Origin of the sequence: Streptomyces bacillaris, assembly GCF_003268675.1 — a bacterium.
Taxonomy (GTDB): domain Bacteria; phylum Actinomycetota; class Actinomycetes; order Streptomycetales; family Streptomycetaceae; genus Streptomyces; species Streptomyces bacillaris.
Genome location: NZ_CP029378.1, coordinates 6,435,183 through 6,458,827, shown reverse-complemented (window position 1 = coordinate 6,458,827; position 23,645 = coordinate 6,435,183). Strand labels below are relative to the sequence as shown.

General features: G+C 69.3%; 18 protein-coding genes, 3 rRNA genes and 2 pseudogenes. 8 read left to right on the top strand and 15 right to left on the bottom strand.

What is annotated here, in order from left to right:
• Positions 1-18 precede the first annotated feature (18 nt).
• Positions 19-828 carry an aminotransferase class IV family protein gene (locus DJ476_RS28120; protein WP_112491828.1) on the bottom strand — a complete coding sequence of 270 codons (810 nt, stop codon included), beginning with the start codon at positions 826-828 and terminating at the stop codon, positions 19-21.
• Positions 829-897: 69 nt separating this feature from the next.
• Here DJ476_RS28120 and DJ476_RS28115 point away from each other — a divergent pair, with 69 nt between their 5' ends.
• Positions 898-1,245 (top strand): MerR family transcriptional regulator, encoded by a 348-nt coding sequence (locus DJ476_RS28115; protein ID WP_103418611.1) that lies wholly within the window; start codon positions 898-900, stop codon positions 1,243-1,245.
• 58 nt (positions 1,246-1,303) lie between these two features.
• Here the strand turns inward: DJ476_RS28115 and DJ476_RS35830 are convergent.
• A pseudogene (locus DJ476_RS35830) lies at positions 1,304-1,495 on the bottom strand (hypothetical protein); the annotation flags it as partial.
• Between DJ476_RS35830 and DJ476_RS34665 the strand changes: the two are divergent.
• Complete coding sequence (locus tag DJ476_RS34665) at positions 1,421-1,591, top strand: hypothetical protein (RefSeq protein WP_162638560.1); 171 nt, start codon at positions 1,421-1,423, stop codon at positions 1,589-1,591. The pseudogene DJ476_RS35830 and the gene DJ476_RS34665 sit on opposite strands and share 75 nt — an antisense overlap.
• 119 nt (positions 1,592-1,710) lie before the next feature.
• Complete coding sequence (locus tag DJ476_RS28105) at positions 1,711-3,336, top strand: PucR family transcriptional regulator (RefSeq protein WP_103418610.1); 1,626 nt, start codon at positions 1,711-1,713, stop codon at positions 3,334-3,336.
• Between the two features lies 1 nt (position 3,337).
• On the opposite strand, the gene DJ476_RS28100 is transcribed toward DJ476_RS28105, so the two are convergent.
• The 5 genes from DJ476_RS28100 to DJ476_RS28080 all read right to left on the bottom strand — a co-directional run bounded on the left by DJ476_RS28100 (position 3,338) and on the right by DJ476_RS28080 (position 8,739).
• Positions 3,338-4,429: a glycosyltransferase family 4 protein gene (locus DJ476_RS28100; RefSeq protein ID WP_112491827.1), complete on the bottom strand. Its 1,092-nt coding sequence runs from the start codon at positions 4,427-4,429 to the stop codon at positions 3,338-3,340.
• A gap of 409 nt (positions 4,430-4,838) precedes the next feature.
• Positions 4,839-6,584 carry a DNA repair protein RecN gene (gene recN / locus DJ476_RS28095; RefSeq protein ID WP_112491826.1) on the bottom strand — a complete coding sequence of 582 codons (1,746 nt, stop codon included), beginning with the start codon at positions 6,582-6,584 and terminating at the stop codon, positions 4,839-4,841.
• 115 nt (positions 6,585-6,699) lie between these two features.
• Complete coding sequence (locus DJ476_RS28090; RefSeq protein ID WP_070200450.1) at positions 6,700-7,605, bottom strand: NAD kinase; 906 nt, start codon at positions 7,603-7,605, stop codon at positions 6,700-6,702.
• 8 nt (positions 7,606-7,613) lie between these two features.
• Positions 7,614-8,429, bottom strand: a complete 816-nt coding sequence (locus tag DJ476_RS28085; RefSeq protein ID WP_112491825.1) for a TlyA family RNA methyltransferase — start codon at positions 8,427-8,429, stop codon at positions 7,614-7,616.
• A gap of 7 nt (positions 8,430-8,436) precedes the next feature.
• Entirely contained in the window at positions 8,437-8,739 is a 303-nt protein-coding gene (locus tag DJ476_RS28080) for a hypothetical protein (protein WP_103418607.1), read from the bottom strand.
• Between the two features lie 42 nt (positions 8,740-8,781).
• Here DJ476_RS28080 and DJ476_RS28075 point away from each other — a divergent pair, with 42 nt between their 5' ends.
• Entirely contained in the window at positions 8,782-9,129 is a 348-nt protein-coding gene (locus DJ476_RS28075; RefSeq protein WP_103418606.1) for an SCP2 sterol-binding domain-containing protein, read from the top strand.
• 50 nt (positions 9,130-9,179) lie between these two features.
• Here DJ476_RS28075 and DJ476_RS28070 read toward each other — a convergent pair whose 3' ends face one another.
• A complete protein-coding gene (locus DJ476_RS28070; RefSeq protein ID WP_103418605.1) occupies positions 9,180-9,980 on the bottom strand; it encodes an ABC transporter ATP-binding protein in 801 nt (266 codons plus the stop codon).
• A gap of 160 nt (positions 9,981-10,140) precedes the next feature.
• A complete protein-coding gene (locus DJ476_RS28065; RefSeq protein ID WP_112491824.1) occupies positions 10,141-11,220 on the bottom strand; it encodes an HAD-IIA family hydrolase in 1,080 nt (359 codons plus the stop codon).
• Between the two features lie 71 nt (positions 11,221-11,291).
• On the opposite strand from DJ476_RS28065, the gene DJ476_RS28060 reads away from it, so the two are divergent.
• Positions 11,292-12,569 (top strand): DUF1015 family protein, encoded by a 1,278-nt coding sequence (locus DJ476_RS28060; protein ID WP_103418603.1) that lies wholly within the window; start codon positions 11,292-11,294, stop codon positions 12,567-12,569.
• Between the two features lie 83 nt (positions 12,570-12,652).
• Here the strand turns inward: DJ476_RS28060 and DJ476_RS35215 are convergent, their stop codons facing one another.
• The 6 genes and pseudogenes from DJ476_RS35215 to DJ476_RS28035 form a co-directional block, all read right to left on the bottom strand.
• Positions 12,653-13,363, bottom strand: coding sequence for a tetratricopeptide repeat protein (locus DJ476_RS35215; RefSeq protein ID WP_208853540.1), 711 nt, complete (start codon positions 13,361-13,363; stop codon positions 12,653-12,655).
• Between the two features lie 255 nt (positions 13,364-13,618).
• Positions 13,619-14,323: pseudogene (locus DJ476_RS36270) on the bottom strand (hypothetical protein); the annotation flags it as partial.
• 505 nt (positions 14,324-14,828) lie between these two features.
• Positions 14,829-14,945 (bottom strand): 5S ribosomal RNA (rrf, locus tag DJ476_RS28050).
• 111 nt (positions 14,946-15,056) lie between these two features.
• Positions 15,057-18,183: ribosomal RNA gene (locus DJ476_RS28045) — 23S ribosomal RNA — on the bottom strand.
• Positions 18,184-18,480: 297 nt separating this feature from the next.
• Positions 18,481-20,008: ribosomal RNA gene (locus DJ476_RS28040) — 16S ribosomal RNA — on the bottom strand.
• The 16S, 23S and 5S rRNA genes sit together here, the layout of an rRNA operon.
• Positions 20,009-20,738: 730 nt before the next feature.
• Positions 20,739-21,383, bottom strand: a complete 645-nt coding sequence (locus DJ476_RS28035; protein ID WP_070201457.1) for a DNA-3-methyladenine glycosylase — start codon at positions 21,381-21,383, stop codon at positions 20,739-20,741.
• Between the two features lie 97 nt (positions 21,384-21,480).
• On the opposite strand from DJ476_RS28035, the gene DJ476_RS28030 reads away from it, so the two are divergent.
• From DJ476_RS28030 to DJ476_RS28020, 3 genes are all read left to right on the top strand, one after another.
• Entirely contained in the window at positions 21,481-22,263 is a 783-nt protein-coding gene (locus DJ476_RS28030; protein ID WP_053561780.1) for a sporulation protein, read from the top strand.
• 138 nt (positions 22,264-22,401) lie between these two features.
• Positions 22,402-22,938: a YbhB/YbcL family Raf kinase inhibitor-like protein gene (locus DJ476_RS28025; RefSeq protein WP_103418810.1), complete on the top strand. Its 537-nt coding sequence runs from the start codon at positions 22,402-22,404 to the stop codon at positions 22,936-22,938.
• A 138-nt stretch (positions 22,939-23,076) separates the two neighbouring features.
• Entirely contained in the window at positions 23,077-23,589 is a 513-nt protein-coding gene (locus tag DJ476_RS28020) for an HNH endonuclease (RefSeq protein ID WP_093756093.1), read from the top strand.
• The last annotated feature ends 56 nt before the right edge of the window (positions 23,590-23,645 follow it).

Here is a 23,645-nt window from a genome sequence, read left to right as displayed (position 1 = left end):
GACCGCCCGTCGCGCCCGTCACGGCGCGACGGGCGGTTCCGCTGCGTACGCCCCGTGCAGCGCCTCCAGGAACCGGGGTGCAGCGGGCAGTCCGGTGGGGCCGATGCGGTGGACGGGGATGCCGGGGGTCCAGGAGTTCATGACGGCCGCCCCGGCGAGGGCGGGCAGGTCCGCGGGGGTGACCGGGGCGGTCCGCTGTGCGATGCCGAGGGCGGTGAGCTGCCTGCGGACGATGCCCAGCGTCGTACCGGTGAGGATCCGGGCCTCGGGCCAGACCACCGACTCGCCGTCCCAGAACACCAGGTTCCAGATCGTCGCCTCGCTGAACCGGCCCTCGCGGTCCAGGAAGGCGGCGTCGTCGAAGCCCTCGGCGGCGGCCTGCCGGAGCAGGTGGGTCTTGGCCACCTCTCCGACGTGCTTGAGGTGCGGCAGGAACCGCTCGTGTTCCACGGCCGCGAGGGCGAGCGGGCCGCGGGGGCCGGAGGACGGCGGTCCGGTCCGTATCAGGAGCGTCAGGTCGCCGTCGGCGGCGGTGAACTCGCCGGCCGTGGAGGAGACCGTGGCCGTCAGCGAGAGGTCGGCGGTGGGAGCCCCTGCGAGGGCGGTACGGAGGCGGGCGCGGACCACGTCCTCGGGGAGGGCCCGGCCGAACAGCTCCACCGACGCGGAGCGCAGCCGCTCCAGATGGAGGTCCAGGCCCCGGACCCGGCCGTCGCGGAGCTGCATCGCGGTGAAGTGGGCGTGGCCCGCGAAGGCGAGGGGCGTGAGGTCGTCGGTGGTCGCCGGGCGGCCGTCGATGTGCACGAGGTGCGGGGAATCGTCGCTCATGGGTGGGACGTTAAGGCTTGACACCGGTGACAAGGTCAAGCGCCGACGGGCGCGGACGGCGGGGGGCACATGCTGATCGGGGAGCTGTCACGGCGGACGGGCGTCAGCGCCCGGTCGCTGCGGTACTACGAGGCGCAGGGGCTGCTGGAGGCGCGGCGCGGGACGAACGGGTACCGCGCCTACGACGAGGACGCGGTCGCCTCCGTACGGAAGATCCGCGCCCTGCTGCGGGCCGGGCTCTCCACGGAGGTGATCCGTCAGGTGCTGCCGTGCGCCCGGGGCGAGGGGCCGGGGTTCGACTGGTGTGCGGAGCTGCGGGCGATCCTGGACGGGGAGCTGGCGGACCTGGACGAGCGGATCGAGGCGTTGCGGCGGAGCCGGGGCGCGCTGGCGGGGCTGCTGGAGGCGCGGGGGTGAGGCCGGTGGGCCGTACGGCCCCGGGGCGGGTTCCCCGGGACCGTACGGGTCGGGTCCACTCGAAGGCCGCTGCCGCCTGCTTGAGCGCTGCGGCGACCGCTTCCGGGGACTCGGGGCCGGGGGCGCCGGGGGTGTAGGTGACCGAGCGCAGGGTGCCGCCGTAACGGAACGAGCGGTGGCGTTCGAACAGGGGCCAGGAGACCGGGGACTTGCGGTCGATGCCAGCGCTGATCCCCCGGAACGGGGCCATGTGGGCGTGGACGGCCGCTCCTCCACCCTGATCTCCCCCGAGGAGGTGCCGGACCCGTCCTTCGGCATCGCGTCCGGAGCCTCCACGTCCGCCTGATCCCGTGCCCGCCGCGCCTCCCCTGCCATGCGCACCCCGTACCCCGGGCGGTAGCGTCCTGAACAGGACGGACGCCCGGGGTACGGGCGGCGGGAACAAGGGGAAAGCGGGCCGGGTACGTGGAGAGCCAGAGCGGGATCACCGTGCAGCGGGCGCTGGAGCTGCCGGGGCTGCGCGCCGGGCTCCCGGAGGTGGTGGCCGGCGCGGACCGGCTGAACCGTACGGTGCGGTGGGTGCACGCGGGCGAGGTGCCCAACATCGCCTCGCTCCTCAAGGGCGGCGAACTGCTCCTCACCACCGGCCTGGGCCTCGGCACCCGCCCCGCCGAGCAGCGCGCGTTCGTCCGCCGCCTCGCCGACCGGGGGATCGCCGCCCTGGTGGTGGAGCTGGGCCCGCGCTTCAGCAGGCTGCCCGCCTCCATCGTGGACGCGGCCCGCGCGGCCGGACTGCCGCTGGTGCAGCTCCACCGCGAGGTGCCGTTCGTCGCGGTGACCGAGGAGGTGCACACCGAGATCGTCAACGGGCACTACGCCCTGCTCCAGCAGGCGGAGGAGGTGCACCGGCGCGCCACCCGGGCGCTGCTCGACGGCGGCGGGGTGCCGCAGGTGCTCGGCATCCTGGCCGACTTCACCGCCAACCCGGTCTTCCTGGAGACGCCGGACGGCCAGCTGCTGTACGCGGCGTCCACGGGCACGGGTCCGGTGGGCGCGGACCCGCTCCAGGTCTGGGAGGGGATGCGCGGTGACCGGGCGGCCCGGGAGTCCCCGCCGGCGGGTGCGCTCCTGGTGGACGTGCCGGGCGGCGGTCCGGAGACCGGTGCCGTACGGGCCCGGCTGGTGCTGCTCGCCGTCGCGGGGCCGCTGGCCACCGTGCACCGGATGGCGGCCGAGCGGGCGGCGGGGCTGCTCGCGGTGGTCCTGATGCAGGCCCGGCAGGAGGAGGAGCTGGCGGCCCGGGGCCGGGGCGACTTCCTCACCGATCTCGCGGAGGGCCGGATCACCCCGGAGGACGCCCCCGCCCAGGCCCGGGTGCTGGGCTTCCGGCCCGGGGACACCCCGCTGCTCCCGGTCGTGATGCGGCTGGCGCCCGAGCTGTCCCCGTCGGGCAACTGGGCGCTGCTGGCCCGCGCGGTGCTGGAGGAGCTGGCCTCGGTCGGCGTCCCCGTGCTCCTGGGCGTACGGCCGGTGGAGGGGCGGGTTCCGCTGCTGCTCGGGCTGCGGTCGGAGGGCGAGCGGGCGGCGGTCGCGGACCGGGTCGCGGCGGCGCTGCGGGCGGGCGTGGCCCGGGCGGGGCTGGACCGGGCCGGGTCGCAGCCGCCGGTGGTCGTGGTCGGTGTGGCGGGGAGCTGGGCGGCGGCGGGCGCGGGGCTGCGGCACGCGGCGGAGACGGCGGCGGCGGCGCAGGGGCTGGACGACCGGCCCTGGTACGACGCCCGGCGGCTCGACATCGACCTGCTGCTCTGGCGGCTGCGGGACCACCCGGACCTGGCGGCGTTCGTCAACCGGGCGATCGGTCCGCTGCGCGAGCACGACCGCACCTCGCGCCCGCCGCTGCTGCCGACGCTCCAGGCGTATCTGGCGCACGCGGGCCGCAAGGCGGAGACCGCGCGCGAGCTGCACCTCAACCGCCAGACGCTCTACAACCGGCTGGCCCGGATCGGTGAGCTGCTGGGCACGGACCTGGACGACCCGCAGACGGTGCTGGCCCTCAGCCTGGCGCTGCGGGCCCGCCGCCACACCACCTAGGTCAGCGGGGGCGCGGGGACGGCTGCGCCAACTCGTCGTACACGCTGAGGACATGGGCGATGGTGTCGTCCTCGGTGGGCCAGCCCGCCGCCTGCTCCCGCCCGGCCTCGGCCAGCCAGGCGCACCGCCCCGGATCCCCCAGCAGCCGTACGACCGCCCGCGCCAGCGCCTCCCCGTTCCCGAACGGCACCAACTCGGCTGCTTCACCGACCAGTTCGGGCACACCACCGACCTCGGTCGCCACCAGCGGCACGCCCAGGCGCAGCGCCTCCTGCGCCAGCAGCGAGCGGCCCTCCCAGCGACTGGGCAGCACGGCCAGATCGGCGGCGGCGATCAGCTCACCGACATCGTCCCGGGACCCGACCAGCCGTACGGGCAACTCCTCGTCCCTGATCCGCCGCTGCAGCGCGGACCGGTCCCGCCCCTCCCCCGCGACGACCACCAGGGGTACGGGGTCGAGCCCCCGCCAGACGCGGGCGGCGTCCAGCAGGTTGCCGAAGCCGTGGTGCGGGACGAGACTGCCCACGGCCACCAGCAACGGCCGCCCCACCGCCCCCAGTTCGGCCCGAACCTTGCCCTCGTGCGGGGTGCAGGAGGAGCGCGGCGGCGGAGCGGCGGCCGGGGCGAGCCGCGCGTCCCGGGCCCCCCGGAGCCGCGCCCGGTCCACCAGATCGGATGAGGGCGCGAGGACAACGGCCGCTGCCCGTACGGCTCTTCGCTCCAGCAGGTGCAGGATCTGGCGGCGGGCCCCCTCGGCGTACCGCCGGGTGTGCCAGGTCATCACCAGCGGCACGGTCCGCCCGCTGAGCGCGAGGGCGGTCCGGGCGGCGGCGTGCAGCCCGTGCGCGTGCACCACATCGGCCCCGGTGCAGGCGGCCCGGAGCGCGGCGACGGCGGCCGGGTCGCTGCGCCGGGGCACCGGCAGGAAGCGGGCCCCGGTCGCCCCGAAGCCGTAGGCGCTGTCCACCGCTTGCGGCGCGCAGACGGTGACCTGCACCCCGCGTGCCACCAGCCCCGCGGCCAGCGAACCGACGTGCGCGCTGCTGCCCGCACTGCCGCCGCCCAGGACTTGGACCGTACGCAGCTGTGACACGTTGATTGGCTCCCGGGGTCCCCGAGTCGGCGGTAGGTACAGCGCCAAGGATGCCAGCCCGTACGCGCGTTCCGGGACTGCCGGAACGTTGCTGCCCGCCCCGCAGCGACAACCGGCCACACGGCACCACTCTCACGGGTGAATTCAGGCGCTCGGGGTTGCCGCAGAGGGGCCGTTCACGCGGAGGGCGCGGGCAGGGCACACGCACGGCCCCGAGGAGCGCTCTCCGCCCAGGAGACATCCGCAGGGACCGGGACCGGAGACACAGATACCCGGACCGGGGACGCAGGGCCCGGACCGGGGACGCAGGGCCCGGACCGGGGACGCAGGGCCCGGACCGGGGACGGGCCCGGACCGGGGACGGGCCCGGACAGGAACTTCCCCGCCCGGACCCGTACACCCGACCGCGCTACCCGTCCTTGCGCGCCGTCGCCAGCAGCTCCTCCGCATGGGCGCGGGCCGTCTCGGAGTCCTCCTGGCCGGCCAGCATCCGGGACAGCTCGCGGACCCGGTCCTCGCCCTCCAGGACGGTGACCCCGCTGCGGGTCACCGAGCCGTCCACGGTCTTCTCGACCAGCAACTGCCGGTCGGCGAAGGCCGCCACCTGCGGCAGGTGCGTCACGACCACCACCTGCGCGGACCGGGCGAGCTTGGCCAGGCGCCGTCCGACCTCGACCGCCGCCTTGCCGCCGACGCCCGCGTCGACCTCGTCGAAGAGGTACGTGGGCACGGGGTCGGAGCCCGCGAAGACGACCTCCACCGCGAGCATCACCCGGGACAGCTCACCGCCCGACGCGCCCTTGGCGATCGGCCGGGGCTGGGCGCCCGGGTGGGGGGCGAGCAGCAGTTCGACCTCGTCCGCGCCCGACGGGCCGTAGACGACGGACCGCCCGCCGATGTCGATGCCGGACGCCTCGTCCGCCGCCTCGGTCTGCCGGATGGCGAAGGAGACCCGGGCGTGCGGCATGGCGAGCGAGGCCAGCTCCTCGGTGACCGCCTCCGCGAACCGGGCGGCCGCCTCCGTCCGCGCGTCGGTCAACGTCTGTCCCAGCACGGAGAGTTCGGCGCGCAGGGCGTCCCGCTCCGCGGTCAGCTCCCCGATCCGCTCGTCGTCACCCTCCAGCTCGGTGAGCCGGCCCGCGCCCTCCTGCGCCCAGGCGAGCACGGCCGCGATGTCCTCGCCGTACTTCCGGGTCAGGGTGGTGAGGGCCGCCCGGCGCTCCTCCACGGCGGCCAGCCGCAGCGGATCGGCGTCGAGCTGGTCCGCGTACCCGGCCAGTTCGCCGGAGACGTCGGCGAGCAGGATGGAGATCTCCCCCACCCGGTCCGCCAGCGCGGCCAGCGCCGGGTCATGGGCCCGGACGCCGTCCAGCGCCTGCCCGGCCGCGGCGACCACGGTGGTGGCGTCGACGCTCTCCGGGTCCTCCGGGTTCCCCGCCAGCGCGGTGTGCGCGAGGGCGGCGGCGGAGGCGAGGGCCTCGGCGTGCCCGAGCCGTTCCGCCTCGGCGGCCAGTTCGGCGTCCTCGCCCGGCAACGGCTCGACGGCGGCGACCTCGTTCAGCCCGAACCGCAGCAGATCCGCCTCCTGGGCCCGCTCCCGGGCCCGGGTGGTCAGCTCCTCCAGCTCGGCCGCGACGGCCCGCAGCCGCCGGTAGGCCGCCGCGTACTTGGCGTGCGGGACCTCCACCCCGTCCCCGGCGTACCGGTCCAGCGCCTGCCGCTGCCGCGCGGGTTTGAGCAGCCCCTGCTGGTCGGTCTGGCCGTGCACGGCCACCAGCTCGTCCGCCAGCTCGGTGAGGACCCCGACCGGCACGGACCTGCCGCCGAGATGGGCCCGGGAGCGTCCCTCCGCCGAAACGGTACGGCTGATGAGCAGCGCACCGTCGTCGAGTTCCGCCCCGGCCTCCTCGGCCCGTGCCACCACCGCGTCGCCCTCGGACACCGTGATCCGTCCCTCGACGACGGCGGCTTTCGCCCCGACCCGTACGAGGGCGGGGTCGGCGCGCCCGCCGAGCAGCAGCCCGAGGCTCGTGACGACCATGGTCTTGCCCGCGCCGGTCTCACCCGTCACCGCGGTGAAGCCGGGTGACAGCTCCACCACCGCGTCGTCGATGACTCCGAGCGACCGTATCCGCATCTCCTCCAACACGGACATGACCTTACGAGGTTCCGAGGCGGACGCGCGACGGCCCCCGCTCCCGGATTCACTCTCCCGAGCGTTCCCGGGCGTTCCCGAGGGTCGCGGGGGCCGTCGAAGACCGCCGGACCGCTCAGTGCGGGGCGCCCCGCCACCCCGACACCGGCAGCGCGAACTTCGCGACCAGCCGGTCCGTGAACGAGGCCTGGTGGAGCCGTGCCAGCCGTACGGGCACCGCCCCGCGCCGCACCTCGACCCGGGCCCCGGCCGGCAGCTCCACGGTCCGCCGCCCGTCGCACCAGAGCACCCCGTGCGGCGTGTGCGGCTGGACCTCCACGGCCAGCACGGAGGTGGGCGAGGTCACCAGCGGCTTGGCGAACAGGGCGTGGGCGCTGATCGGGACCATCAGCAGCGCCTCCACCTCGGGCCAGACGACCGGACCGCCCGCCGAGAAGGCGTACGCGGTCGAACCGGTCGGGGTCGCGCAGACGATCCCGTCGCAGCCGAAGCCGGTCACCGGACGCCCGTCGATCTCCAGGACCACTTCGAGCATCCGCTCGGGCGACACCTTCTGCACGGCCGCCTCGTTGAGCGCCCAGTCGGTGTGCACGACATCCCCGTTGCTGTGCACGAGGACGTCGATCGTCATGCGCTCCTCGACGTCGTAGTCACGGGTGACGACCCGCGAGACCACCTTGTCGAGGTCGTCGCGCTCGGCCTCCGCGAGGAAGCCGACACGCCCGAGGTTGACGCCGAGCATCGGCACCCCGGAGGCGCGGGAGAACTCCGCGCCGCGCAGCAGGGTGCCGTCACCGCCGAGGACGATCAGCAGCTCGCAGCCGTCCACGGCGGCGGGGCTGGTGTCGGTGACCGTCTCCACGGTGTCCGGGAGCGGCAGATCGGCCGCCTCGGTCGCCAGGACCCGTACGCCGAGCCCGTTGCGCAGCAGCCCCTGCACGACGAGTTCCGCACTGCGGATCGCGGCCGGACGGCCGGTGTGCGCCAGAAGGAAGACTGTTCGTGCCGTATCGGTCGTCACATTCGTCGTCAACGAGGCCCCTCCGCCACTGCACGGTCGACATCCGCGGGATCCAGCTCAGGTGCGCCGGCCCGCAGCCACAGAAAGTATTCGACGTTCCCCGAGGGGCCGGGCAGCGGACTGGCCGTCACCCCGCGCACCCCGAGGCCGAGCCCCCAGGCCCGGCGCGCCACTTCACGTACCGCCTCGGCGCGCAGCTCCGTGCTCCGCACCACTCCCCCGCTGCCGAGCCGCTCCTTGCCCACCTCGAACTGCGGTTTGACCATGAGGACCAGGTCCGCGTCGGGGGCCGCGCACCGGGCGAGGGCGGGCAGCACGAGCCCGAGCGGAATGAAGGACAGATCCCCCACCACCAGGTCGACCACCTCCCCGTCCATGTCCTCCAACGTCAACTCCCGTACGTTGGTACGGTCCTTGACGACGACGCGTTCATCGGACTGCAGCGACCAGGCGAGCTGCCCGTACCCGACGTCGACGGCGACGACCTGCCGGGCCCCGGCCCGCAGCAGGACGTCGGTGAACCCGCCGGTCGACGCCCCGGCGTCCAGCGCCCGCCGCCCCTCGACGGCCAGACCCCGCGGGACGAAGGCGGCGAGCGCCCCGGCCAGCTTGTGCCCGCCGCGCGAGACGTACTCGGGGTCGTCCTCGTCCTTGGCCACGACGATCGCGGCGGCCGTCTCGACCTGGGTGGCGGGTTTGGTCGCGGTGGTCCGGCCGACGGTGACCCGCCCCGCGGCGATCAGCTGACTCGCGTGCTCGCGCGAGCGGGCGAGCTTACGGCGTACCAGCTCGGCGTCGAGGCGGCGACGTGCCACTCCTGCCACGTTCGGTTCAGCTCCTGTGGTCGTGCGTGTTGTCGTACGCGGAAGGGGTTCCGGGTGCGGCTGCGGGCCCGGGCGGCCCGGGTACGGCGGCCGGACGGGCGTCCAGCGAGGTCAGCGCGTCCTTGAGGCCACGGTGTACATCCTCGTACACCTCGGTGTGCCCGTCCGCCGGGAGGTGGTCCGCGTCGGCCAGCCGCTCCAGGAGCGCGTCGACCTCGGCCCGGCCGGTGGGGGTGCGCCCGACGCCCAGCGGCGCGGGCTCGGCGGGCTCGTGGGAGGGCGCCTCGGCCTCCGGCATCCAGTCGCTCATGCCGAAACGCTACCGCGACGGGCCGGTGTACCGTCGAGCACGATGGCGACCATGGCGGAGTGCCGCAGCGCACTGAGAAGACTTTCCGACAACCTCGCGGCGGCCGACGGCGACGTACGCAGCGCCGCCGCGCTCGACCGCTCGCTGAGCTGTCACATCAAGGACCTCGACATCACGTTCACCGGCCGCCTGGCCGACGGCCGGATCGAGGTCCGGGACACGGTCGAGGGCCCGCCCCGCGAGAAGGCCGAGATCCGCCTCACGATGACGGGCGACGACCTGGTCGCCCTGGTCGACGGCGACCTGAACTTCGCGAAGGCGTGGGCAGCGGGCCGCGTACGCCTGGAGGCGGGCCTCAGGGACCTGCTGAAGCTGAGGTCACTGCTGTAGCACCTCGAGCCCGTCCGGCACGGGACCCACCCGCACCCTCTCGACCGGCCTCAGGCGGCGACCTTCCGTGCCTTCCGGGCCGCCGGCACCACGAGCGGCGTCCCGGTCTCCGGATCGTCGATCACCTGGCACCGCATCCCGAACACCCGCTCCACCAGCGCCGCGTCGACCACGTCGGACGGCGCCCCCTCCGCGACGATCTTCCCGTCCCGCATCGCGATGAGGTGCGTGGCGTACCGCGCGGCATGGTTCAGATCGTGGAGTACGGCGACGAGCGTGCGCCCCTGCGTCTCGTGCAGCTCCGCGCAGAGGTCGAGGACATCGATCTGGTGCTGGATGTCGAGGTACGTCGTCGGCTCGTCGAGCAGCAGCAGCGGCGTCTGCTGGGCCAGGGCCATGGCGATCCAGACCCGCTGCCGCTGACCGCCGGAGAGCTCGTCCACGTAACGGTCGGCCAGGGCGGCCACCCCGGTGGACTCCATGGACTCCTGGACCACCTTCTCGTCCTCCGGCGACCACTGCCGCAGCAGCCCCTGATGCGGGTAGCGGCCCCGGGCGACGAGGTCGGCGACGGTGATGCCGTCGGGCGCGATGGAGGACTGCGGCAGCAGCCCCAGCGTGCGGGCGACCTTCTTGGCGGGCAGCTGGTGGATGATCTGCCCGTCCAGCAGCACCTGCCCCCGGCTCGGCTTCAGCATCCGGGCGAGCGAGCGCAGCAGCGTCGACTTGCCGCAGGCGTTGGGCCCGACGATCACGGTGAAGGAGTTGTCGGGTATCTCGACCGAGAGATCCTCGGCGATGATCCGCTGGTCGTAGCCGAGGGTCACCGATTCCGCGGTGAGGCGCTGCATGGTCGTACTCCCGGAGTCGGAGGGTGTCCGGTGGATCGGAGCCGGACGGACCTCCGACCAGCACGAAGTTAGGTTAGCCTATCTTCGCGCTGGCGCCCCGGGTCCGGCCCGGTCCGCCCCACTCCGCAGGCATCGGTCGCGGGGCCGCAGCACCCCGGGCCTACAGCCCCAGCCGCGCGACGGCTTTCCCGGTGTCCAGCCCGAACGCCCCGCCCCCGGCGAAGGTCCACGCGGCACCGCAGAGCGCCCGCAGCCCGTCGAGCGGATCGCCGTCCCCGTCCAGGACGAGTCCTTCCCCGTCCCGTACGGCCGCGGTCCACCCCCCGCACCGGAACACCTCGCCGTCGACGCCCTCCACGACGACCTCGGGCTGCCCGGTCAGCAGCCCCCGCAGGTCCCGGTCCACGTAAGCCGGCCGGTGCCGGGGCTCCGCGGCGAGCAGCTGCGCCGCGTCCGTCACCCCGGTCAGGACCAGCAGCGAGTCCACGCCCCCGTTGAACGCGCCCTCGATGTCCGTGTCCAGCCGGTCCCCCACGACGAGCGGCCGCCGCGCCCCGGTCCGCAGCACGGTCTCCCGGTGCATGGGCGGCAACGGCTTCCCCGCCACCTGCGGTTCGGCGCCGGTGGCGATCCGTACGACCTCCACGGCGGCGCCGTTGCCGGGTGCGATGCCCCGGGCACCCGGAATGGTCAGGTCGGTGTTGGACGCGTACCACGGCAGCCCGCGCGCCACGGCGTAACTCGCCTCCGCGAACCGCCCCCACGCCAGCTCCGGCCCGCCGTATCCCTGCACCACGGCCACCGGATCGTCGTCCGCCGACTCCACCGGCACGAGACCACGCTCCCGCAGGGCGACCCGCAGCCCTTCGCCGCCGACGACCAGCACCCGGGACCCGGCGGGCAGCTGATCGGCCATCAGCCGGGCGACCGCCTGGGCGGAGGTGATCACATCGGCGGCCTCGGCGGGCACGCCCAGCTCGGTCAGGTGCTCCGCGACCGCGTCCGGTGTGCGCAGGGCGTTGTTGGTGACGTAGGCGAGGTGCATCCCGCCGTCCCGGGCGGCGGTCAGCGACTCCACGGCGTGGACGATCGCCTCGCCGCCCGCGTACACGACCCCGTCCAGATCGAGGAGAGCCGTGTCGTACGCCTCGCTCAGCGCCGCGCTGCTCCCGGCGGGCCGATCCCTGTCGTGCTGCGGGCCCGTGCCCGGCCCCTGGCTCCGGCTCTGGCTCTGGCTCATATGGCTCTGCTCCTCATCCACGTCTCTCCCCCGATCATCGCGCATGCCCCGTGCACACATACGATGCTCAAATGAACACTTCAGGTCCCGACGAGCAGGGGCTGCGGCTGATCCCGTTCCGCGGACTGCGTTACGTCCCCGAGCGGGTCGGCAGCCTGGCCGCGGTGACCTCGCCCCCGTACGACGTGGTCGTCAGGCCCGACGGTCTGCACCACCTGGAGTCGGCGGACCCGCACAACATCGTGCGCCTCATCCTCCCCCAGGCGGACACCGCCGGGGAGCGGCACCGGCAGGCGGCGAGGACGCTGGAGCGCTGGCTGGCCGAGGGCGTGATCGCCCCGGACCCGGAGCCCGCGCTCTACGTCTACGAGCAGCGCAACGGCGAGATCCTCCAGCGCGGTGTGATCGGTTCCCTGGCGCTCTCGCCCGCCGCCGACGGGATCGTGCTGCCGCACGAGGACGTCATGGACGACATCGTCGCGGACCGCGCCGAGCTGATGCGCACGGCCCAGGCCCATCTGGAACCGCTGCTGCTGACCTACCGCGGCGACGGCTCCCCCACGGGCGCTGCGGCGGTCATCGAGCGGACGGCCGAGCGGCCTCCGCTGCTCTCCACGACGACGGAGGACGGCTTCCACCACCGCCTCTGGGCGGTCACGGACCCGGCCGAGCGGGGCGAGATCGAGACGGATCTCGCCCGCCACCAGGCGCTGATCGCCGACGGCCATCACCGCTGGGCCACCTACCTCCGGCTCCAGCGGGAGCAGTCCGCCCCGGGCCCCTGGGACTTCGGCCTCGTCCTCCTCGTCGACACGGCCCGCCACCCGCTCCAGGTCCGCGCGATCCACCGCCTCCTGCGCGGCCTGCCGGTGGCCCGGGCGCTCGAAGGCCTGTCGGGCCTCTTCCGGGTCCGTACGGTGGAGGGCCCGCTGCCCCGCGCGCTCGACGCCCTGGCCGGTGCGGCGGCGGAGGGCAACGCGTTCCTCCTCGCCGGTGACGGCGGCTTCCATCTGGTGGACCGTCCGGACCCGGCGCTGCTGGCCCGGACGATCCGCACGGACCGCCCCGAGGCCTGGCGCACCCTGGACGCGACGGTGCTCCACTCGGCGTTGCTCGACGACGTCTGGCGGATCCCCGACGCCCCCGAGCACATCGGCTACATCCACGACACCGGCGCCGCCGTCGAACAGGCCGAACGCCTCGGCGCCACGGCGGTGCTCATGCACCCGGTACGCGAAGAGGTCGTCCGGGGCCTGGCCCGGCAGGGGGTCACCATGCCCCGTAAGTCCACGTCCTTCGGCCCGAAGCCGGCGACGGGCCTGGTCATGCGGAGCCTGACCCTCGACTGAGAAGACAGACGGGCACAGGAAAGGGGCGGTACTCCCGAGGGAGTACCGCCCCTTTCCTGTTCTACGTCCTAGGCCCCTATGCCCTAGCCCTTGCCCGGCTCGTCACCGCGCTCGTCCTGGTCCGCCGCGTCACCCGGGGCCGCCTCAGGGGCGTCGACGGTCTCGTCCTCGTCATCCCCGAGGGCGTCGACGAACTCCACCCCGTCCAGCTCGGCGAGCCGGTCCGACGCATCGGTCGAGCCGTCCTTGTCGGCCTCCAGGGCCTTGCCGAACCACTCACGGGCCTCGTCCTCGCGCCCGGCCTCCAGCAGGGCGTCCGCGTACGCGTAACGGAGACGCGGCGTCCAGGGCTGGATGGAGTTGGAGGCCAGCTCGGGGCTCTGCAGTGTGACGATGGCGGCGTCGATCTGCCCCATGTCCCGACGGGCCCCGGCGGCCACGAGCCGCATCTCGACCTGGCCGGCCTTGTCCAGCTTCTGCACCTCGGGCTCACCGGCCATGGCCATCGCCCGCTCCGGCCGGCCGAGGCCGCGCTCGCAGTCGGCCATGACGGGCCACAGCTCCACGGACCCGGTCATCCGCCGCGCCGCCCGGAACTCGGCCAGCGCCTCCGCGTACTTCTGCGTCGCGTAGGCCGCGAACCCGGCCGCTTCCCGGACGGCGGCGACGCGCGAGGCCAGCCTCAGGGCGATACGGGAGTACGCGTACGCCTCCTCGGGGTCCTCGTCGATCAGCCGGGCCACCATGACGAGGTTGCGCGCGACATCCTCCGCCAGGGTCTTCGGCAGGCTCATCAGCTCCTGGCGGACGTCCTTGTCGATCTCTTCGCCGGTGACGTCCTCGGGGATGGGCAGCCGCTTGATCGGCTCCCGGTCACGGTCACGGTCCCGGTCGTCGCGACGAAACCCGCCACGGCCACGGTCGTCCCGCTGCCCGCCCCGGTAACCACCACGGTCCCGGTCGCGGTCGTCCCGACGGAACCCGCCACCGGAGCCACCCCGGTTGTCATCGCGGCGGAAACCGCCACCACTGGGACGGTCGTCATCGCGACGCGGCCCACGCGGCCGGTCGTCACGACGCTCGAACCCGCCACCGCCACCGCCGGGACGACCACCGCGGTAACCACCACGGTCATCATCCCGACGAGGCCCACGGTCCCGATCACGGTCGCGGTCCCGGTCGTCACGCCGGAAGCCACCACCGGAAGGACGGCTGTCATCGCGACGGAAACCGCCGCCGTAGCCACCGCCCCGGTTGTCATCGCGGCGGTTGTCGTCGCGGCGGTTGTCATCGCGGCGGAAACCGCCACCGCTGGGACGGTCGTCATCGCGACGCGGCCCACGGGGACGGTCGTCACGACGCTCGAACCCACGACCACCACGGTCATCGTCACGCCGGAACCCGCCACCACGGTTGTCATCCCGACGGAACCCACCGGAGCTACCACCCCGGTCGTCCCGACGGAAGCCGCCACCGGAGCCACCGCCACGGTTGTCATCGCGGCGGTTGTCGTCGCGGCGGAAACCGCCACCGCTGGGACGGTCGTCATCGCGACGCGGCCCACGGGGACGGTCGTCACGACGCTCGAACCCACGACCACCACGGTCGTCATCACGCCGGAACCCACCGCCGGAGCTGCCACCGCGGTCGTCCCGACGGAAGCCGCCACCGGAGCCGCCACCACGGCTGTCATCGCGACCACGGTTGTCGTCACGACGGAAGCCGCTGCCGGCCTTCCCTCCTCGGTCATCACGAGGGAAGCCGCCGCCGTGGCCACCGCCCCGGTTGTCGTCACGGCGGTTGTCGTCGCGGCGGAAACCGCCACCGCTGGGACGGTCGTCATCGCGACGCGGCCCACGCGGCCGGTCATCACGACGCGGCCCACGGTCCCGATCACGGTCCCGGTCGTCACGCCGGAAGCCACCACCGGAAGGACGGCTGTCATCGCGACGGAAACCGCCACCGGAGCCGCCGCCCCGGTTGTCATCACGGCGGAAGCCGCGGTCGTTGTCGCGACGAGGACCCGCGGAACCGGACCGGTCGTCACGACCACCGCGGTAACCGCCCCGGTCACCACCGTCCCGGCGACGCGGCTCGCGCTCCGGACGATCGTCGGGAGAGTTGGTGGACATGGGTGTGACTCCTGTCTTCGGGTACCACAGACATTCTCGCGCAGCCGACCGTCGGACGCGCTTCGACAAAAACAAAAGGACCCCTGGTCCCAGCGTGAACGCTGGGACCAGAGGTCCTTGAAAGATTGTTCGGCGGCGTCCTACTCTCCCACAGGGTCCCCCCTGCAGTACCATCGGCGCTGAAAGGCTTAGCTTCCGGGTTCGGAATGTAACCGGGCGTTTCCCTAACGCAATGACCACCGAAACCCTATCGGGTTCTAGCGAACAAGCACACTCTTCAATTAAGTAGTGAAACTGTTCAACCGGCGCGATAACTGTTCGCAACCCGGGAACAACACAGTGGACGCGAGCAACTGAGGACAAGCCCTCGGCCTATTAGTACCAGTCAGCTCCACCCCTCACAGGGCTTCCACATCTGGCCTATCAACCCAGTCGTCTACTGGGAGCCTTAACCCCTCAAAGGAGGTGGGAATACTCATCTCGAAGCAGGCTTCCCGCTTAGATGCTTTCAGCGGTTATCCTTTCCGAACGTAGCCAACCAGCCATGCCCTTGGCAGAACAACTGGCACACCAGAGGTTCGTCCGTCCCGGTCCTCTCGTACTAGGGACAGCCCTTCTCAATATTCCTACGCGCACAGCGGATAGGGACCGAACTGTCTCACGACGTTCTAAACCCAGCTCGCGTACCGCTTTAATGGGCGAACAGCCCAACCCTTGGGACCGACTCCAGCCCCAGGATGCGACGAGCCGACATCGAGGTGCCAAACCATCCCGTCGATATGGACTCTTGGGGAAGATCAGCCTGTTATCCCCGGGGTACCTTTTATCCGTTGAGCGACAGCGCTTCCACAAGCCACTGCCGGATCACTAGTCCCGACTTTCGTCCCTGCTCGACCCGTCGGTCTCACAGTCAAGCTCCCTTGTGCACTTACACTCAACACCTGATTACCAACCAGGCTGAGGGAACCTTTGGGCGCCTCCGTTACTCTTTAGGAGGCAACCGCCCCAGTTAAACTACCCATCAGACACTGTCCCTGATCCGGATCACGGACCCAGGTTAGACATCCAGCACGACCAGAGTGGTATTTCAACGACGACTCCACAACCACTGGCGTGGCCGCTTCACAGTCTCCCACCTATCCTACACAAGCCGAACCGAACACCAATATCAAACTATAGTAAAGGTCCCGGGGTCTTTCCGTCCTGCTGCGCGAAACGAGCATCTTTACTCGTAGTGCAATTTCACCGGGCCTATGGTTGAGACAGTCGAGAAGTCGTTACGCCATTCGTGCAGGTCGGAACTTACCCGACAAGGAATTTCGCTACCTTAGGATGGTTATAGTTACCACCGCCGTTTACTGGCGCTTAAGTTCTCAGCTTCGCCACCCCGAAGAGCAGCTAACCGGTCCCCTTAACGTTCCAGCACCGGGCAGGCGTCAGTCCGTATACATCGCCTTACGGCTTCGCACGGACCTGTGTTTTTAGTAAACAGTCGCTTCTCGCTGGTCTCTGCGGCCACCCCCAGCTCACGGAGCAAGTCCGATCACCAGGCGTGGCCCCCCTTCTCCCGAAGTTACGGGGGCATTTTGCCGAGTTCCTTAACCATAGTTCACCCGAACGCCTCGGTATTCTCTACCTGACCACCTGAGTCGGTTTAGGGTACGGGCCGCCATGAAACTCGCTAGAGGCTTTTCTCGACAGCATAGGATCATCCACTTCACCACAATCGGCTCGGCATCAGGTCTCAGACTTATATGCACGACGGATTTACCTACCGTGCGTCCTACACCCTTACCCCGGGACAACCACCGCCCGGGCTGGACTACCTTCCTGCGTCACCCCATCGCTTACCTACTACAAGTCTGGTTCATCGGCTCCACCACTACCCTCAACTCCGAAGAGATCGGGCCGGCTTCACGGACTTAGCATCGCCTGATTCAGTACTGGGCGTTTCAAAGCGGGTACCGGAATATCAACCGGTTGTCCATCGACTACGCCTGTCGGCCTCGCCTTAGGTCCCGACTTACCCTGGGCAGATCAGCTTGACCCAGGAACCCTTAGTCAATCGGCGCACACGTTTCTCACGTGTGTATCGCTACTCATGCCTGCATTCTCACTCGTGAACCGTCCACAACTCGCTTCCGCGGCTGCTTCACCCGGCACACGACGCTCCCCTACCCATCCATACTCCCGTTGAGGATATGTGTATGAATGACACGACTTCGGCGGTACGCTTGAGCCCCGCTACATTGTCGGCGCGGAATCACTTGACCAGTGAGCTATTACGCACTCTTTCAAGGGTGGCTGCTTCTAAGCCAACCTCCTGGTTGTCTCTGCGACTCCACATCCTTTCCCACTTAGCGTACGCTTAGGGGCCTTAGTCGATGCTCTGGGCTGTTTCCCTCTCGACCATGGAGCTTATCCCCCACAGTCTCACTGCCGCGCTCTCACTTACCGGCATTCGGAGTTTGGCTAAGGTCAGTAACCCGGTAGGGCCCATCGCCTATCCAGTGCTCTACCTCCGGCAAGAAACACACGACGCTGCACCTAAATGCATTTCGGGGAGAACCAGCTATCACGGAGTTTGATTGGCCTTTCACCCCTAACCACAGGTCATCCCCCAGGTTTTCAACCCTGGTGGGTTCGGTCCTCCACGAAGTCTTACCTCCGCTTCAACCTGCCCATGGCTAGATCACTCCGCTTCGGGTCTAGAGCGTGCAACTCAAACGCCCTGTTCGGACTCGCTTTCGCTACGGCTTCCCCACACGGGTTAACCTCGCTACACACCGCTAACTCGCAGGCTCATTCTTCAAAAGGCACGCAGTCACGACTGACAGCACAAGTGCTGCCAGCGACGCTCCCACGGCTTGTAGGCACACGGTTTCAGGTACTATTTCACTCCGCTCCCGCGGTACTTTTCACCATTCCCTCACGGTACTATCCGCTATCGGTCACCAGGGAATATTTAGGCTTAGCGGGTGGTCCCGCCAGATTCACACGGGATTTCTCGGGCCCCGTGCTACTTGGGTGATTCTCAAACGAGCCGTCAATGTTTCAGCTACGGGGGTCTTACCCTCTACGCCGGACCTTTCGCATGTCCTTCGCCTACATCAACGGTTTCTGACTCGTCTCACGGCCGGCAGACCGCAAAAGAGAACTCCCACAACCCCGCATACGCAACCCCTGCCGGGTATCACACGCATACGGTTTGGCCTCATCCAGTTTCGCTCGCCACTACTCCCGGAATCACGGTTGTTTTCTCTTCCTGAGGGTACTGAGATGTTTCACTTCCCCTCGTTCCCTCCACACTGCCTATGTGTTCAGCAGCGGGTGACAGCCCATGACGACTGCCGGGTTTCCCCATTCGGAAACCCCCGGATCAAAGCTTGGTTGACAGCTCCCCGGGGACTATCGTGGCCTCCCACGTCCTTCATCGGTTCCTGGTGCCAAGGCATCCACCGTGCGCCCTTAAAAACTTGGCCACAGATGCTCGCGTCCACTGTGCAGTTCTCAAACAACGACCAGCCACCCACCACCCCGTCCCTGAGGACGAGTTCACTGGGGCCGGATCAGAAGGAACAACCTTACGGCCGCACCCTCAGACACCCAACAACGTGCCCGACACAATCCCTCGTCCTCTGTGTTCCACGCCGAAGCAGTACTGACAGAAACCGATTGATCGTGCCGAATAGTCAACGTTCCACCCATGAGCTGACCACCGTCGAACATTTGCCGACGTAGTGGCTCTCGATTCCTTACGGAATCTAGATGCTCCTTAGAAAGGAGGTGATCCAGCCGCACCTTCCGGTACGGCTACCTTGTTACGACTTCGTCCCAATCGCCAGTCCCACCTTCGACAGCTCCCTCCCACAAGGGGTTGGGCCACCGGCTTCGGGTGTTACCGACTTTCGTGACGTGACGGGCGGTGTGTACAAGGCCCGGGAACGTATTCACCGCAGCAATGCTGATCTGCGATTACTAGCAACTCCGACTTCATGGGGTCGAGTTGCAGACCCCAATCCGAACTGAGACCGGCTTTTTGAGATTCGCTCCGCCTCACGGCATCGCAGCTCATTGTACCGGCCATTGTAGCACGTGTGCAGCCCAAGACATAAGGGGCATGATGACTTGACGTCGTCCCCACCTTCCTCCGAGTTGACCCCGGCAGTCTCCTGTGAGTCCCCATCACCCCGAAAGGCATGCTGGCAACACAGAACAAGGGTTGCGCTCGTTGCGGGACTTAACCCAACATCTCACGACACGAGCTGACGACAGCCATGCACCACCTGTATACCGACCACAAGGGGGGCACCATCTCTGATGCTTTCCGGTATATGTCAAGCCTTGGTAAGGTTCTTCGCGTTGCGTCGAATTAAGCCACATGCTCCGCTGCTTGTGCGGGCCCCCGTCAATTCCTTTGAGTTTTAGCCTTGCGGCCGTACTCCCCAGGCGGGGAACTTAATGCGTTAGCTGCGGCACCGACGACGTGGAATGTCGCCAACACCTAGTTCCCAACGTTTACGGCGTGGACTACCAGGGTATCTAATCCTGTTCGCTCCCCACGCTTTCGCTCCTCAGCGTCAGTAATGGCCCAGAGATCCGCCTTCGCCACCGGTGTTCCTCCTGATATCTGCGCATTTCACCGCTACACCAGGAATTCCGATCTCCCCTACCACACTCTAGCTAGCCCGTATCGAATGCAGACCCGGGGTTAAGCCCCGGGCTTTCACATCCGACGTGACAAGCCGCCTACGAGCTCTTTACGCCCAATAATTCCGGACAACGCTTGCGCCCTACGTATTACCGCGGCTGCTGGCACGTAGTTAGCCGGCGCTTCTTCTGCAGGTACCGTCACTTGCGCTTCTTCCCTGCTGAAAGAGGTTTACAACCCGAAGGCCGTCATCCCTCACGCGGCGTCGCTGCATCAGGCTTTCGCCCATTGTGCAATATTCCCCACTGCTGCCTCCCGTAGGAGTCTGGGCCGTGTCTCAGTCCCAGTGTGGCCGGTCGCCCTCTCAGGCCGGCTACCCGTCGTCGCCTTGGTAGGCCATTACCCCACCAACAAGCTGATAGGCCGCGGGCTCATCCTTCACCGCCGGAGCTTTCAACCCCGTTCCATGCGGAACAGAGTATTATCCGGTATTAGACCCCGTTTCCAGGGCTTGTCCCAGAGTGAAGGGCAGATTGCCCACGTGTTACTCACCCGTTCGCCACTAATCCACCACCGAAGCGGCTTCATCGTTCGACTTGCATGTGTTAAGCACGCCGCCAGCGTTCGTCCTGAGCCAGGATCAAACTCTCCGTGAATGTTTACCCGTAATCGAGTGCACACATCACGAGAGCGGAACAACAAGGTCGGAATAAGACCCGTCGTTCACAGCATCCTCGCTGTGTATTGCCTACCGCCGCACATAGCGACCGTAGGACTTTTCAAAGGAACCACCAACCTGCCGAAGCAGGCCGGGGTATCAACATATCTGGCGTTGACTTTTGGCACGCTGTTGAGTTCTCAAGGAACGGACGCTTCCTTCGGTCCCGTATCACCGGGCCCCTCCGGGCGCTTCCCTTCATTCACTTCTTTTGTGTCTTGCTGTCTTGCGTTTCCGACTCTATCAGACGCTTTCCAGTGTCCGATCCCGGTCGAAGCGGGTCCTGCTACTCGCTTTCCGGGGCTCTTCGCTTTCGCGCTTTGCCCTTTCCGGCGATTCCGACTTTACCAGACTCTTTTTCGTTCCGTTTCCGGTCCGAAATTGATTTCCGGTGGCCAGCGGAGGGCCTTGCCTTTCGGCGTGTCCGCTACGTTAGCCCATTCCCATGGCAGCTCATAATCGAGTCTGTCGAGCGAATTACGGGCACGCCCGAAAGCACACTGACGGCATGCAGAATAGGCACCCGCCAGGGTGATTCGTCGTAGTGGTTTGGCCTCTTTGGGGTGGTCGGTCCGGCCCGAAGGGCCGTGCCGACAGCTGTACCCGTGTCAAGTGGCTCGGACTACATTAGGCGTCCGCCCGGGGCGCGTCAAGTTGCTCATGGTCCGTCACTTCGGCTTGCGGCGGCGGGGGGCGTGGGCGCGGTAGGGGCTCACCGTGGGGTCGCTCTCGATCCAGAAGCGCCAGGGCTGGTGGGCTCCGTCGCCGCCGACTCCGGTGCGGGGGCCGCTCCGTACCTGGTCGGAGGGGGGCGGGGTGCCGTGGAGTACGGAGATGGCGGGGGTGGGGCCGGCGAAGAGGTCGCTGCCGTTCAGCGTGCGGTCGACGTCGAGGGCGGTGGCGAGGCGGGCCGGGCCTTTGGCCAGTTCCTTGTCGTTTCGGGCCGAGACTCGTCGTACGCGGGCCAGGGCGGCACCGACGTTGATCTCGCCGGCCCGGAGCAGGACCCCGCTCGCGTGGCCCTCCGGGCCGCAGACCAGGTTGAGGCAGTGCCACATCCCGTACGTGAAGTAGACGTACGTGTGGCCGGGCGGGCCGAACATCACGCTGTTGCGGGCGGTGCGGCCCCGGAAGGCGTGGGAGCCGGGGTCGGCCTCACCCGCGTACGCCTCCACCTCGGTGATACGGACCTCGATCAGGCCCTCGTCGGTGCGGCGGACAAGGGTGCGGCCCAGGAGGTCGGGGGCGACGTCCAGTACGGACCGGTCGAAGAAGTCACGGGTGAGTGGTGTGCGGTCGAGGCCCTTGGTCATGGCGTCCGAGGGTACTGGGAGGGGACGGAGGCGCGGGAGCGGGAACCGGCTACGGTCATGGCGCGTATCTAGGGGTCAGGACCAAGAAGGAGTGAACATGGGCTTCAAGCGGCTGCTCGCGAGTCTGGGTGCCGGGGGTGCCTCGGTGGAGACCGAGCTCACCGAGGCGAACGTCGTCCCCGGTGGGGTCGTACAGGGTGAGGTGCGGATCCAGGGCGGTTCGGTGCCCCAGCAGATCGAGGGGCTCTCCGTCGGGCTGCGGGCGCGGGTCGAGGTCGAGAGCGGTGACCAGGAGACCAAGCAGAACATCGAGTTCGCCAAGGTACGGCTCGGCGGGGCCTTCGAGGTGCAGGCGGGGGCGGTGCACGTGGTGCCGTTCGGTCTGGAGATCCCCTGGGAGACGCCGGTCACCATGTTCGCGGGTCAGCATCTGCGCGGGATGGACATCGGGGTCTTCACCGAGCTGGAGATCGCCCGCGCGGTGGACTCCGGTGACCTGGACCCGGTCAACGTGCACCCGCTGCCGGCGCAGCAGGCGATCCTGGACGCCTTCGGGCAGCTGGGGTTCCGCTTCCTCAGCGCGGACATGGAGCGCGGTCACATCCGGGGGTCGCGTCAGCGGCTGCCCTTCTACCAGGAGATCGAGTTCGTACCGCCGGCGCAGTACCGGGGGCTGAACCAGGTCGAGCTGACGTTCGTCGCGGACGACCGCGAGATGGACGTGATCCTGGAGATGGACAAGAAGGGCGGCCTGTTCAGCGAGGGCAGCGACTCGTACCGGGCGTTCAAGGTCGGTCTGCACGACTTCCACCAGACGGACTGGGCGGCGTACCTCAACCAGTGGCTCGCTCAGGTCGGCGGTCAGCGGAACTGGCTCTAGGACCGGGGGGACGGCGCCTTCGTCGGCTGTACCCGGGACGGGTCGGGTTCGGGTATGGAAAAGCGTCCATGATCTGTTGAGGTCGGGGAAGGACCTGGCCAAGAGCCGTCGATGCTGTCGATCAGGAAAGGTGCTGACGTGACCGAGCCGAAGAGGGCCCCGCTCCCGCACGACTTCCATCCGGAGGTGCCCGCGTTCACCGTGACGAGCGACGATCTCGCCCCGGGTGCCGTGCTGGGGGACGCCCAGGTGCTCGCGTCCGGGAACACGTCGCCGCAGCTGCGGTGGGAGGGGTTCCCGGCGGAGACCAAGAGCTTCGCCGTGACGTGCTTCGATCCGGACGCCCCGACGGGGAGCGGGTTCTGGCACTGGGTGGTCTTCGACATCCCGGCGTCGGTGACCGAGCTGCCGGCGGGCGCGGGCAGCGGTGCGTTCGAGGGGCTGCCCGCCGGGGCTGTCCAGGCCCGTAACGACTACGGGTCCAAGGACTTCGGCGGGGCCGCGCCGCCCGCCGGGGAGAACCACCGCTATGTGTTCACCGTGTATGCGGTGGACACCGAGAAGCTCGGTGTCGACAGTGACTCCTCGCCCGCGGTGGTCGGATTCAACCTCCGGTTCCACACGCTGGGGCGTGCTCAGCTGATCGGTGAGTACGAGGCTCCCGTCACCGATTAGTTCGCCTGTTGTTTGCCCTGCTCTGGTCTTGGAGAGATCAGAGCAGGGCATTTTTTATTGCGTTGTCCATCGCGGCCTGCCCAGCCAGAGTTGATCCGGGCCTGCCAGGGGGCGGGCGGCACACGGGAGGTGGGCAGGATGCGTGACACGCTGGTTCTCAATGCGAGCTTCGAGCCGCTGTCGACAGTGACGCTCAACCGTGCGGTGGTCCTGATCCTGACGGACAAGGCCGTCGTCGAGCAGTCGCATCCCGAGCTGCGTATGCGTGGTGCCGCCGTGGACATTCCGGCGCCCCGGGTGATCAGGCTCTGCCGGTACGTCCGGGTGCCGTTCCGAAGACAGGCTCCGTGGTCCCGGAGGGGTGTGCTCGTACGGGACCAGTACCGGTGCGCGTACTGCGGGAAGCGGGCCTCCACCGTGGACCATGTGGTGCCGCGGGCCCAGGGCGGTCAGGACACCTGGCTCAACACGGTGGCCTCCTGCGCCGAGGACAACCACCGCAAGGCGGCCCGGACTCCGGAGCAGGCGGGGATGCCGCTGCTGAAGCAGCCGTTCGTGCCCTCCCCCGCCGAGGCGATGCTGCTGGCGATGGGGGCCGGTGACCGGGCGGAGCTGCCCGAGTGGCTGGACCGGGCGGCGGCTGCCGCGTAGGGGGCGTGGCGGCGGTCGCGTACGTACAGCTGTTGACGGACGTTCTGTGGGCCCGT